18 protein-coding genes are annotated in these 22,682 nt (G+C 43.2%); 11 read left to right on the top strand and 7 right to left on the bottom strand.

The window, feature by feature from the left end; genetic code table 11:
• Positions 1–123 precede the first annotated feature (123 nt).
• Both I595_RS11020 and dinB read right to left on the bottom strand, forming a co-directional pair.
• A complete protein-coding gene (locus tag I595_RS11020; protein WP_054559494.1) occupies positions 124–3,129 on the bottom strand; it encodes a DNA polymerase III subunit alpha in 3,006 nt (1,001 codons plus the stop codon).
• Between the two features lie 230 nt (positions 3,130–3,359).
• Complete coding sequence (dinB, locus tag I595_RS11025) at positions 3,360–4,574, bottom strand: DNA polymerase IV (RefSeq protein WP_054559795.1); 1,215 nt, start codon at positions 4,572–4,574, stop codon at positions 3,360–3,362.
• A gap of 197 nt (positions 4,575–4,771) precedes the next feature.
• Between dinB and I595_RS11030 the strand changes: the two genes are divergently transcribed.
• Together I595_RS11030 and I595_RS11035 are read left to right on the top strand one after the other, a co-directional pair.
• Positions 4,772–5,728: an ROK family protein gene (locus I595_RS11030; protein WP_054559495.1), complete on the top strand. Its 957-nt coding sequence runs from the start codon at positions 4,772–4,774 to the stop codon at positions 5,726–5,728.
• Between the two features lie 367 nt (positions 5,729–6,095).
• Positions 6,096–6,665 carry a hypothetical protein gene (locus tag I595_RS11035; RefSeq protein WP_157449729.1) on the top strand — a complete coding sequence of 190 codons (570 nt, stop codon included), beginning with the start codon at positions 6,096–6,098 and terminating at the stop codon, positions 6,663–6,665.
• A gap of 1 nt (position 6,666) precedes the next feature.
• Here I595_RS11035 and hutG read toward each other — a convergent pair whose 3' ends face one another.
• The 4 genes from hutG to hutH form a co-directional block, all read right to left on the bottom strand.
• Positions 6,667–7,620 carry a formimidoylglutamase gene (hutG, locus tag I595_RS11040; RefSeq protein ID WP_054559497.1) on the bottom strand — a complete coding sequence of 318 codons (954 nt, stop codon included), beginning with the start codon at positions 7,618–7,620 and terminating at the stop codon, positions 6,667–6,669.
• Between the two features lie 98 nt (positions 7,621–7,718).
• Positions 7,719–9,719: a urocanate hydratase gene (locus I595_RS11045; protein ID WP_054559498.1), complete on the bottom strand. Its 2,001-nt coding sequence runs from the start codon at positions 9,717–9,719 to the stop codon at positions 7,719–7,721.
• Between the two features lie 95 nt (positions 9,720–9,814).
• Positions 9,815–11,047 carry an imidazolonepropionase gene (gene hutI, locus I595_RS11050; RefSeq protein WP_054559499.1) on the bottom strand — a complete coding sequence of 411 codons (1,233 nt, stop codon included), beginning with the start codon at positions 11,045–11,047 and terminating at the stop codon, positions 9,815–9,817.
• 1 nt (position 11,048) lies between these two features.
• Positions 11,049–12,629 (bottom strand): histidine ammonia-lyase, encoded by a 1,581-nt coding sequence (gene hutH / locus I595_RS11055; RefSeq protein ID WP_054559500.1) that lies wholly within the window; start codon positions 12,627–12,629, stop codon positions 11,049–11,051.
• A gap of 82 nt (positions 12,630–12,711) precedes the next feature.
• On the opposite strand from hutH, the gene I595_RS11060 reads away from it, so the two are divergent.
• Together I595_RS11060 and I595_RS11065 are read left to right on the top strand one after the other, a co-directional pair.
• Positions 12,712–13,605, top strand: coding sequence for a LysR family transcriptional regulator (locus tag I595_RS11060; RefSeq protein ID WP_054559501.1), 894 nt, complete (start codon positions 12,712–12,714; stop codon positions 13,603–13,605).
• Positions 13,606–13,733: 128 nt separating this feature from the next.
• Positions 13,734–14,288: a nitroreductase family protein gene (locus I595_RS11065; protein WP_054559502.1), complete on the top strand. Its 555-nt coding sequence runs from the start codon at positions 13,734–13,736 to the stop codon at positions 14,286–14,288.
• 1,115 nt (positions 14,289–15,403) lie between these two features.
• Here I595_RS11065 and I595_RS11070 read toward each other — a convergent pair.
• Positions 15,404–15,907 carry a DUF456 domain-containing protein gene (locus tag I595_RS11070; RefSeq protein ID WP_054559503.1) on the bottom strand — a complete coding sequence of 168 codons (504 nt, stop codon included), beginning with the start codon at positions 15,905–15,907 and terminating at the stop codon, positions 15,404–15,406.
• A gap of 146 nt (positions 15,908–16,053) precedes the next feature.
• Between I595_RS11070 and I595_RS11075 the strand changes: the two genes are divergently transcribed.
• The 7 genes from I595_RS11075 (at position 16,054) to I595_RS11105 (ending at position 22,671) form a co-directional block, all read left to right on the top strand.
• A complete protein-coding gene (locus I595_RS11075; protein WP_054559504.1) occupies positions 16,054–16,413 on the top strand; it encodes a BlaI/MecI/CopY family transcriptional regulator in 360 nt (119 codons plus the stop codon).
• Positions 16,410–18,308, top strand: coding sequence for a TonB family protein (locus I595_RS11080; RefSeq protein ID WP_054559505.1), 1,899 nt, complete (start codon positions 16,410–16,412; stop codon positions 18,306–18,308). The genes I595_RS11075 and I595_RS11080 overlap by 4 nt, the downstream gene beginning before the upstream one ends.
• Entirely contained in the window at positions 18,305–19,474 is a 1,170-nt protein-coding gene (locus tag I595_RS11085) for a tetratricopeptide repeat protein (RefSeq protein ID WP_054559506.1), read from the top strand. Before I595_RS11080 ends, I595_RS11085 begins: the two co-directional genes overlap by 4 nt.
• 126 nt (positions 19,475–19,600) lie before the next feature.
• The gene (locus I595_RS11090) at positions 19,601–20,080 is read left to right on the top strand and encodes a hypothetical protein (protein WP_054559507.1); all 480 of its coding nucleotides are present in this window, start codon (positions 19,601–19,603) and stop codon (positions 20,078–20,080) included.
• Positions 20,081–20,683, top strand: a complete 603-nt coding sequence (gene ruvC, locus I595_RS11095; protein WP_083467581.1) for a crossover junction endodeoxyribonuclease RuvC — start codon at positions 20,081–20,083, stop codon at positions 20,681–20,683.
• Between the two features lie 24 nt (positions 20,684–20,707).
• Positions 20,708–21,901, top strand: coding sequence for a radical SAM family heme chaperone HemW (hemW, locus tag I595_RS11100; protein ID WP_054559508.1), 1,194 nt, complete (start codon positions 20,708–20,710; stop codon positions 21,899–21,901).
• A 20-nt stretch (positions 21,902–21,921) separates the two neighbouring features.
• Complete coding sequence (locus I595_RS11105; RefSeq protein WP_054559509.1) at positions 21,922–22,671, top strand: cyclase family protein; 750 nt, start codon at positions 21,922–21,924, stop codon at positions 22,669–22,671.
• Positions 22,672–22,682 lie beyond the last annotated feature (11 nt).

Below are 22,682 nucleotides of genomic sequence, written 5' to 3' on the forward strand. Positions count from 1 at the left end.
TAGGTGATTGGAGGAAAGAAACAGGAAATAAGATTGGAGGTAGTTGGCTTCTTCTGTGTTCCGCATCCCCATAAGGTTAACTTTCCCGCTGAGAGGTAGCGCTAAGCTTAGCGCATCCAATAATCAGTTTTCTGATTTTTTGGACGTGGACCTTTTTAGGCTTGTTTTCATATCTGCATACCTGGGGTCCTCCACATAAGCCTCTTTTCGCATTTTAATTACCTCAATGCTTAAAAACCCAAATTCACTCACTACTTTGCCGTAGGAACGGTAGATGCCCCTTCCCCTAAAAGGGTATTTTGCTGCAATGGGCGGAAATAATACCGTATCAAACACCTTGCCCTGTTGGTCCAAAAATGTGGCAAAGAACATACGTTCACCTTTAGAGGTCTTGGTAGGTTTTACAGTGACCAAATAACCATAGATGTCTATTTTTTTGTTGAGGTACTGTGCTAAGTCTTTCTGCCCATTATGGTTTTTTGGGGTTTCGGTCAACAATGCAAACGGACTGCACAAGGTAAACCCCAATAATTCTAACTGTTCAAATGCAATTTCCAAGTCCGTGGTGTCCAATTTTGGGATTTTAAATTGCTGTCTCCTAGGGGCAAAAAGTTTTGGGTGCTCCAATCGTTTGGTTTTGGACAGTACCATATGGGCTTTCCACAATAGTTCATGTTTGTTAATGCCCGTAAATCTAAAAGCATCAATACGTATGAGAATGCTTAACTGGTCCATGGATAGCGGTACCCTGTCAATAAAATCCTCCAATGAGGTAAACCTGCCGTTAGTGGCTCTTTCTTTGACGATGCGTTTCATGCCCAGTTCTTCAAAATCGCGTAGGTACATAAGCCCTAGAAAGAGTTTGGAGCCATAAATGCTGTTTAGGATATGGCTATGGTTGACACAGGGCGCATGTATGCTGGCCCCTTTCATTCTGGCTTCATGGATATAGAATTCCGCGCTATAAAAGCCGCCGCCATTATTGAGTACGGCCACCATATACTCCAATGGAAAATAAGTGTACAAAAACAAGCTTTGATAGCTTTCTACAGCGTAGGAAGCAGAGTGTCCCTTGGCAAAGGCATAGCCTGCAAAACTTGCTGTTTGGTGCCAAATCTCATCGATCAAGGCCTTGTCATATCCTTTTTCCATACAGTTGGATCGGAACTTGGCCTTTACCTTTTCAAATTCTTTTCTGGAGCGGTATTTGCCACTCATGCCGCGGCGTAGGACATCGGCTTCGCCCAGATCCAACCCTGCAAAATGGTGGGCCACCTTAATCACATCTTCTTGGTAGACCATGACCCCATAGGTTTCTGGCATAATATTTAGCATCACAGGATGGGCCTTCTCTTGGGCACGGCCAGGGTTGCGGTGTCTTAAAATGTATTCCCGCATCATCCCGCTTTTTGACACCCCGGGCCTAATGATGGAACTTGCGGCCACCAACCCCAGATAACTGTCCACTTCCAATTTTTTGAGTAACATCCGCATGGCGGGAGATTCCACATAAAAACATCCCATACATTGTGCTGTCCTTATGTTGTTTTTGATGTTGTCGTCTTTGTAAAAACGTTTAACATCATGAATGTCAAAATTAGCCCTATCTGGTTGGTTATGTCTAACAATGGCCAGGGTATCCTTTATTTTTCCCAGGCCCCTTTGGGCCAAAATATCAAACTTGTACAGGCCAACGTCTTCTGCAATAATCATGTCATATTGCGTTACGGGAAATCCTTTTGGGGGTAAAAATGTGGCGGAAAAATAGTGTAACGGCCGGTCACTGATCAAAATACCACTGGCATGGACGCTAAGGTAGTTGGGCATACCGTGGATCAGTTTCCCGTACTTGATAACAAGCTTTGCGATGCTGTCCAATTTGCTGTTCTGGAACTGACCATCACCAAGACGGTCTATATCCTCTTTGGGCAGGCCAAACACTTTGCCCAGCTCACGGATGACCCCCTTTTCCTTAAAGGTAACATAAGTGCCTACGAGGGCTACATGCGGAAAACTGTTGAAAATGTACTGGGTCACGGCCTCACGGTCCCGCCATGAAAAATCAATGTCAAAATCTGGTGGGTTCGCACGATATAGGTTGATGAATCTTTCAAAATAAAGATCAAGTCCCATAGGATCCACATCCGTTATACGCAGGATATAGGCAATGATGCTATTGGCGCCACTGCCACGGCCTACATAGAAAAACCCTTGCTTTCTGGCGTAGGTCACAATATCCCAATTGATCAGAAAATAAGATACAAATCCCATTTTTTTAATGAGGTCCAACTCTTTGGTAATCCTGTTTTTAATGTTTTTGTCTACCTGGGGGTACCTGTAGGGGAGGCCTTGCTCACATAATTTCTGTAACAGTTGTTCATCTTCTTCCTTGCTGTTGGTGTAGTGTTTTAGGTTTTGAGGTTTTCTGTTCTTTGAAAAATCAAAATGGATACTACATTTTGATAGTAGTTTTTTTGTGTTCTTGATGATGTACGGATATTGTGAAAAGGTGTTTTTAAGTGTTTGTAATGGCAACATCTTCTCCTCAATATCACCAACCTCACTGTCATCCAGTTTGCTTAAAAGCACATTGTTGTCAATGGCACGAAGCAACCTATGGGCATTAAAATCCCTTTTGTTCCTAAAGCTTACCGGTTGTAATACCACCAGTTTGTCCTTTAACGTCTTTAGGCGTGAAAATGGAAGCCGCCGTAAATCTTTTGCTGAAATGCCAATGTATTCACTGGCTTTAAAATCATCAAATTCGTGTAGCAGTACGCTCTCAAAAGGATACACGACAAAGGCATCCATAAATTCAGGTGCCCTTTTGGGAATAGATTTGGCCTCATGTAGGTGTTTGGATAGGAAGGTATTGAGTTCTTGAAAACCGCTGTTGTTTTTGGCAATGGCCACAAAGCAAGGGTCCACCCCGTTCCTAAAATCAATGCCGACCAAAGGTTTAATGCCATACTCTGGCGCTTTCCGTATAAAATTCAAACAGGCCGAAGTATTGTTGATGTCTGTCAGGACAAGCCGTTTTACACCATTTTCCTGCGCAAGTTGCAATAGCTCTATCTCAGAGAAAGTGCCAAAGCGTAGACTGTAATATGTGTGGCAGTTCAGGTAGATTTTCTTAGGGTTTAAATGTTTTTTTGCTTTACGCTTTACGCTTTACGCTATACGCTATGCGCTTTGCGCTTTGCGTGTCTGGTCTGTGTTTTTTCTCTTATATACCAATATAAAGTTCAAGTTTAAGTCCAGTTTTCGCCATATGTTTTTTAGGTTATGGTCTTTTTAACTGCCCTCTTTTTTACCCCAATATCAAAACTTCCCCTTTGGAGGGGTAAGGGGGCTAGGGCTTACTGTTTTCTATGCGCCAAAACCACTGGCGGTTGCCCGTTAAAAGGGTTTTGTATGCGTCCTATGCTCTTGGCTTCCAGGGCCGAGGCGCGCAACACGCTTCGGTCACCAAACCGTTTTCGTACATGGTCCATTGCCTGATAGAGGCTTAAGGCTTCTTCCGTATCGTCAAAAAGATTGATTTGGTAATTTCCGGAGACTAAGTGGCTAAACCGTACACCCACCAAGCGTACCAACATCCTTTTGTTGTACAGTATTTTAAACAGGTCCAATACCTTGGGAATTAAAATATGATCGGCACTGGTGTATGGAATACGGAGTTGCTTGGAGTACAGATTAAAATCTGAGTACCTAATTTTTACGGCAATACAGGCCGTGAGCTTATCTCCCCTGCGTAGTTGATATGCCAAGTTTTCCGTCATGGCAATCAAAACGCCCCTTAGTTTGTGCACGTCAATGGTGTCCCTGTCAAAAGTACGTTCCGTAGAGATGGATTTTCTATCGCAGAAAGGAATTACGGGGGTATGGTCAATACCGTTGGCACGTTTCCAGATAACCTTGCCATTGGCGCCCAGTACGCGCTGCATCACGTCCATGGGCATTTGTTGTACGGTCTTAACTTGCCTAATTCCCAGATTTCTAAGGGTTTGATAGGTTTTGTCCCCCACCATGGGTATTTTTTTGATGGATAAGGGAGCCAGAAAAGGTTTCTCATAACCAAAATCAATTTTAAGTTGGTTGTTGGGCTTGGCCTCATTGGTAGCTACCTTGGAGACAACTTTGTTTATGGATAGCCCAAAGGAAATGGGCAGCCCACATTCTTTGATAATGGTATGGCGCAGTTCTGATGCATATTTGTAGGCACCAAAAAAACGGTCCATTCCTGAGAGGTCTGCATAAAATTCGTCTATGCTGGATTTTTCAAAAACAGGGACTTTTTCCTTGATGATTTCAGTGACAATATCCGAGTGTTTGCTGTAACTGGCAGAATTTCCCCGTATCACTACGGCTTCAGGACACAGTTCCTTGGCCATTTTCATGGGCATGCCAGAGTGCACACCAAAGGCACGCGTTTCATAACTGCAAGCAGCCACTACACCGCGGTCGCTAGTGCCCCCTACCAATAAGGGCCTATGCTTGAGCTCACTATTGATGAGGCGTTCTACGGATACATAAAACGTATCCAGGTCCAGATGTAAAATGGTCTTGTTCACAACAATAAAAAAAGGATAGCTAAAATATGGATATATTCCTAAAAAATGGAAATAATCCATACTATAAAATGTTAATTCTTATTGTTTGTTTTTTGATGGGCTAAGTATCAGGATATTGAAAAAGTTAAAATTACTTGGGCTTTCCCATTGGCGGGGTTTCAAGAAAAAACTATCTTTAAAACCATAGCATATGGATTATGGATCTAGTAGTTGGAATTGACATTGGAGGCACCAAAACCAAAGTTGGTTTAGTAGATAGGCACGGCAACAGTCACGGGCAGACATTTTTTAGGACAAAAGAGTATCCCGTACTTGAAACGTATCTGATCAAAACCAAGGAAACCGTTGATGCACTCATTAATGACCTTGATGATGCCCCCCGTATTTTAGGATGTGGTATCGGGGCGCCAAATGCGTCCAGTAAACGGGGTACCATTGAAAATGCTGCCAATCTCCTATGGAAAGGACAGGTGCCTTTTTTGGAGAAATTCAAGGCCATTATGCCCATGCCCATGCGCATCATGAACGATGCCAGTGCAGCGGCCTTGGGAGAATTGCTTTTTGGCAGTGGCAAAGACATGACAGATTTTATAGCCATTACCCTAGGTACCGGTTTTGGTGCGGGCATTGTGGCCAACGGCCAGTTGATTGATGGTTACGATGGCTTTGCGGGAGAATTGGGCCATGTGGATATGACCATTGGCGATGGCCGGTTAACAGGTTTGGGCGTAGAAGGGGGCTTGGAAGCTTATGTCTCCGCAACAGGTTTAAAGCGTACCATTACCTATATGCAAAGTCAATATTTGGATGAGAGTCGTTTTAGGGATATTGCCTACAACGATTTACATGGCGAAGACATTACCAGAGCAGCCGAAGAGGGGGACGTACTTGCCCTAAGGGCATTTGATTATACGGCAAAGATCATGGCGCAGGCCTTGGCAAATTTTACTGCCTTTACCCAGCCCGAAGCTTTTGTGCTCATGGGAGGACTCACCAATAGTGGTAAGTGGATCTTGGAGCCCTTGGACAAATATTTCAATGAATTTCTGTTGGAAGTCTACCGTGGTAAGGTTAAGATCATAGAATCTGGTATGCCGGATAAAACTGCCGCTATTTGTGGTGCAGCTGCCTTAATTTGGGAAAAACACAAATAGAATAAATTCTTTTATATCTTTGTATCGTTGTGTTGGGTTTCAATAATATTGGAACCAGGTGATGTGCAAAGTCACATGCCAATGAGAAGCTTTCCTTTTGGGAGGCTTTTTTTGTGCAATGTCCACTGCATATGTCCATTTATTGCCGGTACACATTCGTTGGCTGTATTTTGTGCGGTTCCCAAGTTACTTTTAAGGATATCTAACAATCACTAGAGTTGATGAAATTGCCCTCTTGGCTTGCTCCAAGTTGGCAGGCACCCATTACAAAGCATAGCATGGTGTTGTATAGGATGATAGAAACAACATATCTTAGCCAAAGTGTGGACAATCCAGATAGCCTGGAGGCACTATAAAAACGGTAATCATGAATGTTATGAAAAACTGCTTGTCCTGTATACTGCTTTTTTCGCTCTTACTGGGGTGTACTGCTAAAACCCCAACCTACAAAGAAGTTGTTAGAACCTATTACCAGGCCAGGGACCACAGGGATTACGATGCATTAAAAAAAGTGGTGGGTGATAGCATTACCATTGTGGAAGGTGACTATGCAATGCCCTATTCAAAGGCAAGTTTTCATGAACAGTTAAAATGGGATTCCATTTTTAGACCCTCATACACTTTACTTCAACTAGAAGAGGAAGAACAGCAACTCATTGCCACGGTAAGGATAACGTCACTAAGGAACCAGTTTTTAAAAAATGAGGCCATGACCTGTACGTATCGTATCGGTTTTAGCTCTGAAAAAATAACAAGCATTACCACCATGGACTGCCAAGGGGTAAATTGGGAAGTTTGGGAAGCCCAGCGAGATTCCCTAGTCCAGTGGATAGCTAAAAACCACCCTGAACTAGATGGTTTTGTATATGATATGAGCATGCAGGGTGCTTTAAACTATATGGCTGCCATTGCGTTATATACACGAAAAAGCGATTAATTCAAGAAAACTCAGAGTGCACTATTTGGTGCATTAAAGAAGCTGCGAGTTTGGCTGTTTGGCCATCCACGTCATAAACAGGGTTCATTTCTGCAATATCCATACTAATAAGTTTGCCAGAGGCAATAATGGTGTCTAAACTCTGTGACACAATATCTGGGGAAAAACCCATGGGGGACGGAGCACTTACCCCTGGCGCATAGGCAGAGGAAAATCCGTCCAGGTCCACACTCACATAAATATGGTCTACCTTATCCATAAACGCCCTGATCCAGGTATTGATTTCTTTGGCAAACTGAATGCGAAAGGTGTTTCGCTCTACGTAAGTGACATCCAGTTCATGTGCAGTCTCAAATAATTTTCTGTCATTGGCATCTTTTCTGATACCTAAACATAAATAGTGAAAAGGCTCATTTTCATTGCTGATCTGGTAAAAAGGTGTACCCGAGTTTGCGCCTTGGGTATCTTCCCTTAGATCAAAATGGGCATCAAAATTGATGATGCCAATGGAAGGTCTTTTTCCTTTGGAAAGTAAATGGTTTTTAATACCGTTATAATGGGCATAGGCCATGTCATGACCCCCGCCCATAAGTAGGGGAAATAAATTTTTGTCCAGTAAAGTGGTCACCGCATCACTGAGGGCCTTTTGGGTTTCCTCCAGATCTTGGGATTGGCAATGGATATCACCTACATCTGTTATCTTTTGATGGGCTTCCAAGTGATTGGGCATTTTTCCCAAAGCTTTTCTGATTTCTGCGGATCCGTTTTTGGCTCCAATACGCCCTTGGTTTCTTTTTACGCCTATATCGCAGGCGTACCCCAATAGGGCAAATCCTGTAGTGTGCTTTGGTAGATGGGTGATGATTTGGCAGTCCACCTTTTCATGAAGGTACAAGACCCTGTCCGAGTCCCTACCTTTCCAACTACTTTTTACTGGGGGAGTGTAGTTTTTCATTTGGTATGCCTTCTTAGGTTCCCTTGCGGAACCCTTGTTCCTGTCTTAGATTAAAACCTCCACAACGTATACAAGAGATTGGTTTTTACACGGCCCTATTAAAATAAATGCTCCAAAATATTGTCATCCACCATATGGGGTAAAGTAACCGTTAAATTAGAAGAACGTTCCATTTCGCGTTTGATTGTAAAGATGGCCTCTTCATTTCTTGCCCAGCTTCTTCTGGCAATGCCATTGTTGACATCGTAAAATAGCATATTTAACAGGCGTTCATTGGCTTCTGGTGAACCATCTAACAGCAAACCAAAGCCACCGTTGATTACTTCGCCCCAGCCAACGCCACCGCCGTTATGAATGGAAACCCATGTTGCCCCCCTAAAGCTGTCGCCAATGACATTATGGATGGACATGTCTGCGGTGAACTGACTGCCATCGTAAATATTACTGGTTTCGCGGTAGGGAGAGTCCGTCCCGCTTACGTCATGGTGGTCACGGCCCAAAATAATGGGTGCCGATATATGCCCACTGGCTATGGCTTGGTTAAAGGCTTGGGCAATCTTTATCCTACCTTCTGCATCGGCGTATAAAATCCGTGCTTGTGAACCCACTACCATCTTGTTGGCATCTGCTTCTTCAATCCATGTAATATTGTCCTGTAGCTGTTGTTGGATTTCCTCCGGGGCGCTTGATTTTAACTCCTTTAAAACGTTAGCGGCTATAGCATCGGTTTTTGCTAAATCTTCAGGACTTCCCGAAGCACAGACCCAACGAAACGGCCCAAAACCATAATCAAAACACATAGGCCCCAAAATATCTTGCACATAAGACGGATATTTAAAATCCCTATGATTAGGTGCCATTACGGCTCCACCGGCCCGTGAGGCCTCCAATAAAAAAGCGTTGCCATAATCAAAGAAATAGGTGCCTTTGGCCGTATGCTTGTTAATGGCATCTACCTGTTTTTTTAACGATTCTTGAACCCTTGTTTTAAATGCTTCCGGATTTTTGACCATAAGCTGATTGGCATCTTCAAAAGTTAGGCCTACGGGATAATACCCACCCGCCCATGGATTGTGCAGTGAGGTTTGGTCAGATCCCAAATGCACGTAAATATCCGCTTGATAAAAACATTCCCAAACGTCTACAATATTGCCCACATAGGCAATGGAAATCACCTCTTCCTGGGCGATGGCCTCCTTTGTTCTGGTTATGAGCTGGGGCATGTCATCAATCAAAATGTCTACCCAGCCTTGTTGATGCCTTTTAGCGGCCGCTGCGGGATTTACTTCTGCACAAATGGTAATGCATTTGGCAATGGTACCTGCTTTGGGCTGTGCCCCGCTCATACCCCCCAGCCCTGCTGTCAAGAATACTTTTCCTTTTGGGGATTCCCCTTGTTTAAGGACGCGTCTAAAAGCGTTCATTACCGTGATGGTTGTCCCATGTACAATTCCTTGCGGCCCAATATACATAAAGGAGCCAGCCGTCATCTGTCCATATTGGGTAACACCTAGGGCATTGAATTTTTCCCAGTCGTCCGGTTTGGAGTAGTTGGGAATCATCATTCCATTGGTCACCACCACCCGTGGTGCCTCTTTGGAAGATGGGAATAGTCCCATTGGATGCCCCGAGTACATATGAAGTGTCTGCTCTTCGGTCATTTCAGCAAGATACTTCATGGTGATGAGGTATTGCGCCCAATTCTGAAATACGGCTCCGTTACCGCCATAGGTAATCAATTCTTCCGGGTGTTGGGCCACAGCAGGGTCAAGGTTGTTTTGTATCATGAGCATGATACCAGCCGCTTGTTGGCATTGATGTGGATAGGCATCAATAGGTCTGGCATACATCTCGTAATCCGGTTTAAATCGATACATATAAATACGACCGAAGCTCTTGAGTTCTATCAGAAATTCTTTGGCGAGTTCGGAATGCCAAGCTTTTGGGAAATAGCGTAGGGCATTTTGCAATGCCAACTTTTTTTCTTCGGTAGAAAGGATGTCTTTCCGCTTTGGGGCGGGATTTCCTTGTTTTGGATATGGCTTTGGTTCCGGTAATTTCTTGGGAATACCTTGCAGAATTGCCTCTTTAAATGTCATCTCTTTTTGTGTTTTTTATGCTATTCGTTCTGTGCTATGCGCCATGTGCTTCACGCTTTTCGCCATCTGCTGTTCGTTCATGACACCTCTTGCAGTTAAACTACTTTTTTGCCCCGTTTCCAGACGGCTGCCGGTAACAATTGCCCTTGTTGATAGGTGATTTCTTGATAGGTATGAGTGTCAAAGCAAATAAAATCAGCTAACTGCCCTGCTGCCAAACTTCCCCTATCGGATAAGCGCAAAGCTTTTGCCGCGCGAATGGTAAGCCCTGCCCATACCTCCGCATTGGTCAATTTTTCAAAAGTAGCCAAGATGGATGCTTGATTCATGAGGTTCCCCATGGGCGCCGATCCTGGGTTGTGGTCACTTGCAATAGCGAGACATGCGCCGGAGTCCAAAAGTTTTCTGGCTGGTGCAAAGGGGCAACCAAGGCCCAATGATGCGCCTGGTAAGGCTACAGCAACGGTGTCACTGTTGGCCAATAATTCAATTTCCTTTGCGGTACTTGCCTCCAAATGGTCTGCACTAAGCGCACCAAGTGCAACGGCAATTGGAGTTCCCACGGGCGTAAACTGGTCTGCATGTAGGGTAAGGTCAAACCCCATGCGTTTGGCTTTTTGCAGATAGGGTTTTATTTGCTTTGCCGAAAAAGCACTTTCCTCAACAAAGGCATCTATCCGATGTGTCAATTTTTCTTTTAGTAGGATTGGAAATAGCGTTTCCGAAATTTCAGTGAGATAGGCCGTAGCGTCACTGTCCGCATCATTTGGTTTGATGTGGGCTGCCAAACATGTGGCAATTAAGTCTTGTGGAACGGTTTTGTTGGCTCTTTGAATGCTGCGCAGCATTTTAAGCTCTTCTTGTACGGATAATCCGTAGCCACTTTTAACCTCCATGGTCGTAGTGCCTTGTTTGAGGTGGTCCTGGCTTCGGGTGATGATTCCTGCAATCAATTGATCTATTGATGCCTTCCTAGTTTGGGTCACGGTATCCCAAATGCCACCGCCCTGCTTGGCAATTTCTAGATAAGTTTTTCCTGCATTTCGCATCGCAAAATCATTAGCGCGACTTCCAGCAAAACAAATATGGGTATGGGCATCAATAATACCCGGAAAGCAAACTTGATTTCCCTCTATTGGAATGATTACCGTAGCGTCTTTCTTGATATCCTCAAAGCGTCCAATCTTGACAATGGTATCGCCTGAAAACAAAATCCCACCTTGCGGAATAATCGGCAACTGCTCGTCCGTTAAACTCCCTTTTAACGGTACATCTGTCATGGGGAAGAGTTGCGTAAACGGGCCTATGGCTGTTTTGGGTACTGTCATATCAATACGTTTCAAATTTGTCCTCAAAAGGGGCGTTCCATAAGATGCTTTTTTCGTTCATCGTTTTTTCCACCAGGTTAAGAATTTGTTGTTGTTGGATGATGGTTATGGCAATTTCAATATCATCCGAAAACACCCGGTCTTTCGCGGCAAAGGCCACTTTGGTGCGTAAAAATTGATGAATGGTGTCTAGAATGACCCCAGATTTCAAAGGTTTTCTAAACTCAAAGGCCTGGGCTGCGGTCAACAGTTCAATGGCGAGTATTTTCTCTAGGTTACCTATGACCTGCAGGGCTTTTCTACCACTTATGCTTCCCATGCTCACATGGTCTTCTTGGCCCAGTGACGTTGGAATACTGTCCGCACTGGCGGGAAAACAAAGACCTTTATTTTCGCTGGCCAAGGCTGCCGTAGTATACTGTAAAATCATATAGCCAGAATTGATGCCGGTATCCCTCATCAATAGTTTTGGGACACCCGGACTATTTCCCTCTAGGGCAAGGTAAATGCGCCTGTCGGAGACATTTCCCAGTTCTGATGCGGCAAGCGTGGCATAATCTAACGCCATGGCCAAGGGCTGTCCGTGAAAGCTGCCCCCGCTAATGGTGAGCTGTTCATCTATGACAATAGGGTTGTCCGTAACTGAATTCAGTTCAACTTCCAACAGTTCTTTTAGGTGTAGCCAAGCCGCACGGGAGGCCCCATGGATTTGGGGGATGCAGCGCAGGGAATAGGGGTCCTGCACCCGTTCACAGTTGGCATGGTCTTCCAAAATTTCCGAGCCTTTTAAAAGTGTTCGTATACGGGCAGCCACGTGTTGATTGCCCTCAAACGGACGTAACTCATGCAATTCTTTGTAAAAAGGCTTGATGGAACCTTGTAAGCCTTCTAACATCATGGCACCAATGATATCGGCCTGTTTTAGGCAATTATGTAATTGCGAAACTACCTTAACCGCATGCGCTGCAATGAACTGTGTGCCATTGATGAGGGCCAAACCTTCTTTTGGACCTAGGGCAATGGGCTTGAATTTTTCTGTTTTGAACAAGGATTCCGTTGAAATGATGGCCCCTTTGCAGTGAACCTTTCCCAAGCCGATCAGCGGTAAGAACAAATGGGACAAAGGTGCCAAATCTCCTGATGCCCCAACAGAGCCTTGTGACGGCACTACGGGGATGACGTCATGCTCAATATGCCAAATAATGCGTTTTAAAGTGGTCAATTGAATACCGGAATACCCTTTAGCTAAAGCATGGGTCTTGAGTATCAACATTAATTTGGCCAAATCCTTCGCAATGGGTTCGCCCACTCCAACACTGTGGCTTTTAAGGATGTTCACCTGCAGGATTTGGGTTTCCTCTTTACTTATTTTGGTAGTGCACAAAGGACCAAATCCCGTATTGATGCCATAGACGGGATGTCCTTGGTCCACAATATGGGCAACGGCCCGTGCACTTTTGGTTATCTTTTGTTTGGTGGTGTCCAATAGTTTGCCTGTGATAGTGCCCTGGGCAATAGCCAAAGCTTTCTTTGCGGTTAAATGATCCTCACCATAATAAAATACTGACGTGCTGTCTAGCATAGGCCACCAATTTTTTTACTGCTTAAAATTAAATCCTATTTTTGATAAGTATTGATACTATTTTATATAAGAATTGATAATCATGGCTTATCAAATAGAATTACGTCATCTTCGTTATTTTTTGGTGGTGGCCCAAGAACTCCATTTTAGACGTGCCGCAGAAAAATTATGTATTTCCCAACCTGGTCTTAGCACCCAAATTAAACAGTTGGAGGAGGGTTTGCAGCTACCATTGTTCCATAGGGATAAAAAAAAGGTAAGCTTAACAGCGGCGGGACATTATTTTAAAGAAGAGGCTGCCTTTCTGCTCAATCATTTGGAACGGGCCAAAACACAGTTACGTCTTTTGGGCGATGGTCATTTGGGGGAGTTGCGCATAGGATTTTTGGGCTCTGCCATGCAGCGGGTGATTCCAGACTTGTTGGTGGCCTTAAAAAAGCAAAACCCCAAGGTGAGGACTTCCTTGGAAGAGCTTTCCAATAGAGCCCAAATAGACGCCCTCCAAAGAGACCGTTTGGATATGGGTTTTGTGCGTTTAAAACGGGTGCCACCAGATATGGTGCTCTATCCGGTATACCGGGATACCTTCTCCGTTGTGGTGCCCAAATCACATGGCATCAATGCTGCCAATTTTAAGGGAATGCATGAGTTGGCGCAAGAAGATTTCATTTTGTTTTCACAGGCCTATAGTCCTTTGTACTATGATACCGTAATGAGTATTTGTGAAGATGCTGGATTTACCCCAAGAATTTCACATAAGTCCGTTCATGCCCATACTATTTTTAAGTTGGTGGAAAATACATTGGGCATTGCCATAGTACCAACAGCCTTGCAATATGGTTTTGATTTAAAGGTGGACTTTATCGAACTAAAGAACATTAGGCAAAGGGCCGTACTTTCCGCAGTCTGGAAAGCGCAGAATAGAAACCCAGTGTTACCACCTACCATTGAACTTTTGAAGAAGTTGCATGATTAACACAATCGGCACAATTAAAAAAACCTGGAAGGTCCATAACTTCACTTTCTATGACCGTGAAGTGATTTGCCTTAACACAACTAATTGACTTCCCCATTGTATCTTTATCCTGTAAAAAAGAGAGGATAATGGTTTATGATTTGATAAAAAAAAGACGTTCTGTTTTTCCAGCCCAGTATAACGGCAAACCTATTTCAAAAGAAACGGTATCACAGATATTGGAAGCTGCTAACTGGGCGCCCAACCATAGAAAAACCGAACCTTGGCGTTTTAAGGTCTTATTTGGAAATTCCAAGGATGCCTTAGGTACATTTTTGGCTAATACCTACCAAGAGGTGGAGGCCCGGCCTAAAAAGGTAAAAATTAAAAAATTACTGGATAATCCATCCAAGGCGGCGGCCGTTATTGCCATTTGCATGCAGCGAGACCCCAAGGAAACTGTCCCGGAATGGGAAGAGATTGCGGCTACGGCCATGGCCGTGCAAAACATGTGGCTCTGCTGTACGGAACTTGGAATTGGGAGCTACTGGAGTTCACCCAGCCTAATTGCGTATATGGATGGTTTTTTTGATCTTGAGCAGGGCGAAAAATGTCTCGGTTTTTTCTATATGGGCTATTATGACGGACCCCTTCCAGAAGGAGAACGTAAGTCTATGGAGGACAAAGTGACGTGGATGGAGTAAAAGGCCCTAACCCCGGAGGGGGATTGTTGGCGTTTCGCGTTGGGCTATTCGTCAATCGCCTTGCGCTACAATGGCAATGGTTCTTGTCATGCTGAGGCAATAAGCATCCCAGTAATGATTAAGCGACAATCCTGAACAACTAAATTTTATCCGGTTTACGTGAGATTCTTCATTTGCTGCGCGCATTCAGAATGACAGGAACTAAATAGACAGAAATGAATTTCCTTGGAGTTTAGTGCAAGCCTGTTAGTAACAATGGTCATGCTGAGGCAATAAGCATCCCAGTAATGATTAAGCGACAATCCTGAACAACTAAATTTTATCCGGGTTGTTTGAGATTCTTCATTTGCTGCGCGCATTCAGAATGACAGGAACCAAATAGACAGAAATGAATTTCCTTGGAGTTTAGTGCAAGCCTGTTAGTAACAATTGTCATGCTGAGGCACGAAGCATCCCAGTAATGATTAAGCGACAATCCAGAACAACTTAATTTTATCCGGTTAGGTGAGATTCTTCATTTGCTGCGCCCATTCAGAATGACAGGAACCAAATAGACAGAAATGAATTTCCTTGGAGTTTAGTGCAAGCCTATTAATAACAATTGTCATGCTGAGGCACGAAGCATCCCAGTAATGATTAAGCGATAATCCTGAACAACTAAATTTTATCCGGGTTGTTTGAGATTCTTCATTTGCTGCGCGCATTCAGAATGACAAGGGCCACTCAAGTTCTTTAAATTGGCTAAATAGTACCGTTACAGAGAATTTCTTGTAATGTCATGCTGAGGCACGAAGCATCCCAGTAATGATTAGCGACAATCCTGAACAACTTAATTTTATCCGGTTAGGTGAGATTCTTCATTTGCTGCGCCCATTCAGAATGACAGGAACCAAATAGACAGAAATGGATTTCCTTGGAGTTTAGTGCAAGCCTATTAATAACAATTGTCATGCTGAGGCACGAAGCATCCCACGGGAGAAAGCTCGGGAACCCTTAATTAATTAGTGTAACGGAGCATCTTTGTATTTGTTATGTATTATAGTTGCGTTGTTCAAAATCAAGATTAAAACCATTCCCCGCCCACAGAGGGGTAAGGTGAGGACTTTTAGAACCTCCTAAAACGTAAAAATCTCCACACCATAACTAATACCTTTCCAGATAAAAAGAACAGCATAAACCACGGTGACCAAAAACTTCATAAAGGTACCGGTCAAAAATCCCAAAAACGAACCAAAAGCGGCTTTTAGGGCCAGTTTCTTGTCGCTGTTTTTTGACATTTCCCCAATAAAGGCCCCCAAAAAGGCCCCGATAATAATTCCCCCTGGAATGGGTAAAAAAATACCGATGATCAAACCAATGATACTGCCGTACATTCCTGCCTTGCTTCCACCAAACTTTTTGGTGCCCATGGCGGGAATCACATAATCCAGAACGGTGATCAGTAGCGCAAAGAAGAGGGTAATGCCCAAAAACCACCAGTTGTCCGGTACGGCGTCCGTCAGGTGGAGTAGCAATAGCCCAACCCAGCTAATGGGCGGCCCGGGAAGTACCGGCAAAAAGCTTCCTAAAATGCCAATGAGCACACAAAGCAAGCCAATAACAAGTAATGCAATATCCATAATCCAAAGTCTATTGGTTAGACAAATGTAAGGGGCTTTTGTTACAAATCGATGGGAATAAAACACACTTTTTTAACTAAAAGATTAGTTTAAACTAAATATTTAGTTATATTTGTTTCGTTATTCAACTAAAAACTTAGTTTAAAATGAAGCGATTGACCAAGGCAGAGGAAGAGGTAATGCAGTTGTTATGGCGTTTGGAAAAGGCCAATGTGGCAGCCTTGATAGCAGAGTTTCCAGCGCCCAAACCAGCCTACAATACCGTCTCTACCATCGTGCGGATTCTAGAGGACAAGGGATTCGTAGATCACCAAAAAGTGGGGAAGGGGCATGTGTATTTTCCATTGGTAAAAAAGGGGGAATACAGTAACGAAAGTATCAATAAACTAGTCGATGGCTATTTTCAAGGGTCTTTTAAAAGTATGGTGTCCTTTTTTATGAAGAAGAATGACATTAGCCTCTCCGAGTTGGAAGAAATTATGAATCACATACAAAAGGACAAATGATACCCTATCTCCTAGAAATTTTGGTTTTTCAGTTGGTCTTTCTTTTGGTGTACGACCTTTTTCTGAAAAAGGAAACCTTTTTTCAATGGAACAGGACCTACCTTATAGGCACTTTTGTTCTATCTGTGCTTTTGCCATGGGTAAAATTGGAGGCGCTTAAAGTTAGCCTGCCCAAAACAATCTCTACCTATGTGCCGGGCTATTTTGACTGGTCTGAACCTATTGCGATACAACCAGAAATACAACGCGGTTTTTGGGCCACGCTAGCGTGGTATGAGTATGTCTTCCTTACCGGAGTACTTGTTGCCAGTCTTTTGTTTTGCTACAAGTTATTTAAGATATACTTGCTTAGGTTACATGGACAAAAAAGATATTATCCAGAATATACCAAAGTAGTGGTACCCAAAAGTGAATTGGCATTCTCTTTCTTTAAACAGGTGTTTTTGGGAGAGGCCATACCTAAGATTAAAGAAACCCAGATCATAGCGCATGAACTGGTCCATATCAAACAATGGCACTCCTTGGATTTGGTGTTTTTTGAGCTGATGCGCATTGTATTTTGGTTTAATCCCTTGGTATATCACTATCAAAACCGAATTTCAGAATTGCACGAATTTATTGCCGACGCTCAGGTCACCAAGAGCCACAAAAAGGAACATTATCAACTATTGTTATCTGAAGTTTTTCAAACGGAACACATCAGTTTTGTCAATCAATTTTTTAAATCATCATTAATCAAAAAACGAATCGTCATGTTAGGCAAATCAAGATCAAAAAAAGTATTTCAATTAAAGTATTTGGTACTGTTGCCCCTGGTATTGGGGATGTTGGTGTACTCCTCTTGTGAGGGGGAAAAACGACATGATTCTTTAGAAGTGCCATTGAAAGTCAGTGTTGAAGAGAATAATGTCCCTTTTGCGGTAGTGGATGAAGTTCCCGTATTTCCGGGCTGTGAAAATGAAGCTGATAAAAAAGCCTGTTTTCAAGAAAAAATACAAGACCATATTCGCAAGCATTTTAACTATCCGCAAGAAGCATTGGATTTGGGTATTGAAGGCAAGGTAAGTGTGGTGTTTCAAGTTACAGAATACGGGTCCATTACCAACATTAGAAAGCGCGGTCCGCATGAGTTATTGGAAAATGAAGTAGAGCGCATCATCAATAGACTGCCTAAAATGCAACCCGGCGAACACGATGGTAAAGCGGTGAGTGTTCCGTTTTCTATTCCCATAATTTTTAGTTTAACAGGCACTTCAGCAGAAGCTATTAATGATAATAATCAAAAAGTAAATACCACTTTGAACAATGAAAATAAAATGGTTATTCCTTTTGCATATGCTGATGTGTCGCCAATTTTCCCAGGCTGTGAAAATACAACTGATCAAAGAGCATGCTTTCAGAAAAGAATAGGGCAGTATGTAATACAGTCCAAGGAACTTAACAAAACAGGTATTACAGGTAGAGCCTATGCCATATTTGTTATTGGAAGTGATGGAAGAATTAAAAACGTTAAAGTGAAAGGGTCTAACAGCCAGTTGAACAACAAAGCATTACAAGTGATTGAAAACATTCCTGTTATGAAGCCAGGAATGAAAGACGGAAAACCGGTAAACTTGTCATATTCTATTCCGATTAATTTAGCATCAAACGATGTTTCTGATATTGATATTCAAGTATCGGGATATTTAACGGAGGAAGGTTCAAATTCAGTTTTTGTAGGAAAAGTGTTCTCTAGTAAAGCATCGAAATTAGTCGGTGTTAATATTATATTAAAAGGCGGAAATATGGGAGTTGTTTCTGATGGTAACGGTACTTTTTCAATCGCTGCGAAGAAAGGACAAATTTTAAAGTTGGAATATGAAGGCGCAACAGCTAAACTTTATAAAATAGAATGAGGTACTATCTTGGATTGCTGCTATTTTTATTTACGATAAACAAAACCAAAGCCCAAACTTCGGATTTTACAGTGGCAGATAGTTTATATCGTATCGGCAATTATACCAAAGCCGTTAACGCTTATGCCAAGATTGGTGATGAAAATGCCAATCTTCAAATTGCCCGTGCCTATGCATCCATGAACAACAATGATAAGGCCATGGCGCAGTACCAAGGGCTCCTTAATAGGCATCCCAACAATACACTGGCCCGTTTTGAGTTGGGAAAGCTTTATGACAAGACCAAACAGTTTTCAAAGGCCGTAACCTTGTTTTCAGAACTTACCGCTAAGGTTACGGACAATCCCGAATTTTTTTACTATTTGGGAAAATCCAGCCAGGCCGAAAGGGAGTTTGACAAAGGCAAGCAAGCCTTGCAAGCAGCGATTATATTGGATAGTACCCATTTACGAAGCATCTTTCTGTTGGGAAAATATTATTCCAGCATTCAGGAACCCGCCAATGCCCTAGAGATTGTTGATCTAGGCTTGAAAACAGCCCCAAATGATGTTGCTTTATTGAACCTAAAAGCCTTGACCAAGTTTGATATTGGTGATTTTGAAGAAGCGGCACCGTTGTTTCAACGTGTCTTGGAGCTGGGGGAACGAAAACCTTTTGTTTATAGAAAATTAGGATACTCACTCGCCAATGCAAGGGAGTATGAAAAAGCGAAAACCGCCTACCGACAATTGGGTGATATCCCCAATTACGAGGCAGATGAGTATAAGGGTTTGGGACAGGTTTATCTTATGGAAAAAAAGTTGGACAGTGCCGAAACTTATTTTTTAAAGTCGATAGAAGAACGGCAATACATTTTTGATGATGAGTACCGTGATTTAGGCCGTATTGCGCGGCTAAAAGGAGAGCTCAAAAAATCATTGGACTATTATACCAAGGCTTGGGAGGAGGATAAGAACAACCAACTGAATTACTGGCAGGTCTGTATTTTATCCGATGAGTACTATCAAGACCCAAAACTAAAATTAGAACGGTATGAACATCTACTTGCTTACTACAAAAATATATACCCCTTCCTAAAAGAGCGAGCCCAAAAACGCGTTGCCGAGCTTAAGGAAGAAATCCACTTTGGCCCAAAAGAACCAGATCTGCCCAAAAAAGGAAATTAACCCATATCCTGGGCACTTTGAATACCACGGTCTTTTTTTGGAATTGGATCGATACTACAAAGCAGCCATCCCCAACCCCTAAAATTCTGCTAATTATCGTAATTTGAGCGAAATTCTTAGAACAGCATGCAGCGCTTGGTTTTATTCCTCTTTATTTTGGTCTGCGGTTCCTGTGATTTCTTTGTTTCCACACAAGAGAAAACGGAAAAGGAGGTGCGCAAGGCCTTGGGGGAAATTAATTGGAACGAGGTGGATACCTATCCTATGTTTGATGCCTGTGATGAATACGCCCCAAAGTCCGAGCAGCGTACTTGTTTTAAAAATCAGTTATTGGAGCGCTTTGCAGACACCTTGGCCAGTTTAAACCTTACGGCAGAGAAAGCGTTGAACGACACCTTGTGGATAGATTTTATTGTGGATGAAGATGGCTTTATCATCATCAATGAGATTAAGGACAATGCGTCTATAAAGGATGCCTTTCCAGGATTGGAAAAGGATATCGCAAAACGGTTGAATGACATCACTACCGTGGCTCCGGCCAGGAAGCGCAGTATTCCGGTGAGCATCAAAGTACGCCTGCCCATTATCATAAATACAACAGAATAAGTGGCCAACGAAAAAATTATATTGGGCATAGATCCCGGGACTACCATTATGGGCTTTGGAATCATCAAGATCATCCATAAAAAAATGCATTTTGTGCAGATGAATGAGTTGCAGTTAAAAAAATACGACGACCCCTATGTGAAGCTCAAATTAATTTTTGAACGGACCATTGAGTTAATAGATACCTACCACCCAGATGAGATTGCCATTGAAGCCCCTTTTTACGGAAAAAACGTGCAATCCATGCTAAAATTGGGCAGGGCGCAAGGGGTGGCCATGGCCGCAGGCCTGTCCAGGCAAATCCCCATCACGGAATACCTGCCCAAAAAAATAAAGATGGCCATCACGGGCAGTGGTAATGCCAGTAAGGAACAAGTGGCCAAAATGCTACAGGGCATGTTGGGCTTAAAGACCCTCCCTAAAAATTTGGACAGCACGGATGGGCTTGCTGCCGCTGTCTGTCATTTTTATAACGAAGGACGCGTAGAGGTGGGTAAATCCTATTCCGGTTGGAGTTCCTTTGTAAAACAAAACAGCTCCCCAACCCCTAAAGGCGGGGTTAAGGGAAGTACGGTGGTCAATCTTCGTAAAAAGAAGTCCTAATGGTCTTGTCAATTCGCTGCAAACATGGATAAAGAACATGCTTCCGCCCCTAGTAGCCAAAGGCCATTAAGCCCCGACAATGGGGGCATCTACATCCATATTCCGTTTTGCAAGCAGGCCTGCCATTATTGTGATTTTCATTTTTCTACGAATTTCAAGAAGAAAACGGAGCTATTGGATGCGCTGGCAGTGGAATTGGCAATGCGTAGTGCCGAATTTAAAGGTACCACGGTCGCAACCATTTATTTTGGCGGTGGCACACCTTCCGTACTATCGGTGAAAGAGATAGGCAAATTGGTGAACACGGTCTACACCCATTATAAGGTGGAGGCGAATCCAGAGATTACCCTAGAAGCCAACCCGGATGATCTATCCAAGGAAAAGCTAAGAGAACTATCGGCATCGACCATTAATCGTCTAAGCATTGGAATACAGTCTTTTTTTGAGGACGATTTAAAACTCATGAACCGCGCCCATAATAGCCAACAAGCTATGGAATGCCTTTTCGGGGCCAAGGCTTATTTTGATAATATCTCAATTGACCTTATTTATGGGATTCCTGGTATGAGTGATGCACGATGGCTAAAAAATATTGAAACCGCCTTGGAGTTTAATATCCCCCATATATCTAGCTATGCCCTTACCGTAGAACCAAAAACGGCCTTAAAGGCCTTTATAGAAAAAGGGGTTGTTGATGATGTGGATGATGAAACCGCCCAACGTCATTTTGAGATGTTAAACAATACCTTGACGCATGCCGGTTTTACCTGTTATGAAATTTCCAACTTTGGGAAACCCGGTTTTTTCTCTAAGAACAACACGGCCTATTGGCAGCAAAAAAAGTATATCGGCATTGGTCCTTCCGCACACTCGTATGATGGAAACCGCAGGGGTTGGAACATCAATAATAACAGTAAGTACATCAATGCCTTGGCACAGCGTCAGCTCCCTATTGAAATTGAGGAGTTGACCCTAAAGGACAGGTATAATGAATATGTGATGACGGGTTTGCGAACCATTTGGGGCGTATCCTTGTCCAAAATTGAAGGTGATTTTGGCAACACCTACCTAGACTATCTTATGCAGCAGGCCAATAAATACCTAGAGGGTCATTTGTTGTATCTGGATGGTGATACGCTGCTGGCCACCAAAAAAGGGAGATTTTTGGCCGATGGTATTGCCAGTGATTTGTTTATGCTTAATTTATCGGGAACTTGAAGCACACAAATTTTGCATATATGCTTGCCACCATAAAACATAACAATAGGAATTATAAGATTGATCTAGCTGCACCTTTGGATATTTCCATTGCCATGACAGGGAAGGAGAACAATATAAATGCTTGGTACCTGCAACCCCCAAGAATAGAGCCGCACCAGGAAGATGGTTTTGTTGGGAAGGTGTCCCAAGGGGCTTCCGTGAATTTTAATGACATATGGTTCAATCCGCATTCACATGTGACGCATACGGAATGTGCGGGGCATATAACGGAGGAATTTCAATCCGTGAACCAAAGTCTGAAGCGGTTCTTTTTTTTGGCAGAGCTGGTTACCGTGGCACTGGAAATGTACGGGGAAGACAGGATCGTTTCAAAAAAACAATTGCAGTACGCCCTGGGAAATAAAAAACGGAAAGCCATTGTCATAAGGACCTTGCCCAATCTAAAGTCCAAGAAATTTGCCCAGTATTCCAACACCAACCCTCCCTATCTTACCAAGGAGGCCCTAGTGTTTCTTAGGGAAAAGGGCATAGCCCATCTATTGGTGGACCTTCCGTCTGTGGACCGGGAAAGGGATGAGGGGAGATTGGCTGGGCACCACGCCTTTTGGAATACCAAGGGCGCGTTGCGCAAACAAGCCACCATCACAGAATTTATTTACGTACCCAACCGTATTAAAGACGGTACCTACTTTTTAAATTTACAGGTAGCCCCCATAGAAAATGATGCCAGCCCCAGCAGGCCGGTGTTGTATAGTTTGATGGATTAAGTATATTCGTC

The sequence above is a fragment of the Croceitalea dokdonensis DOKDO 023 genome (assembly GCF_001306415.1).
In the GTDB taxonomy this organism is placed as follows: Bacteria; Bacteroidota; Bacteroidia; order Flavobacteriales; family Flavobacteriaceae; genus Croceitalea; species Croceitalea dokdonensis.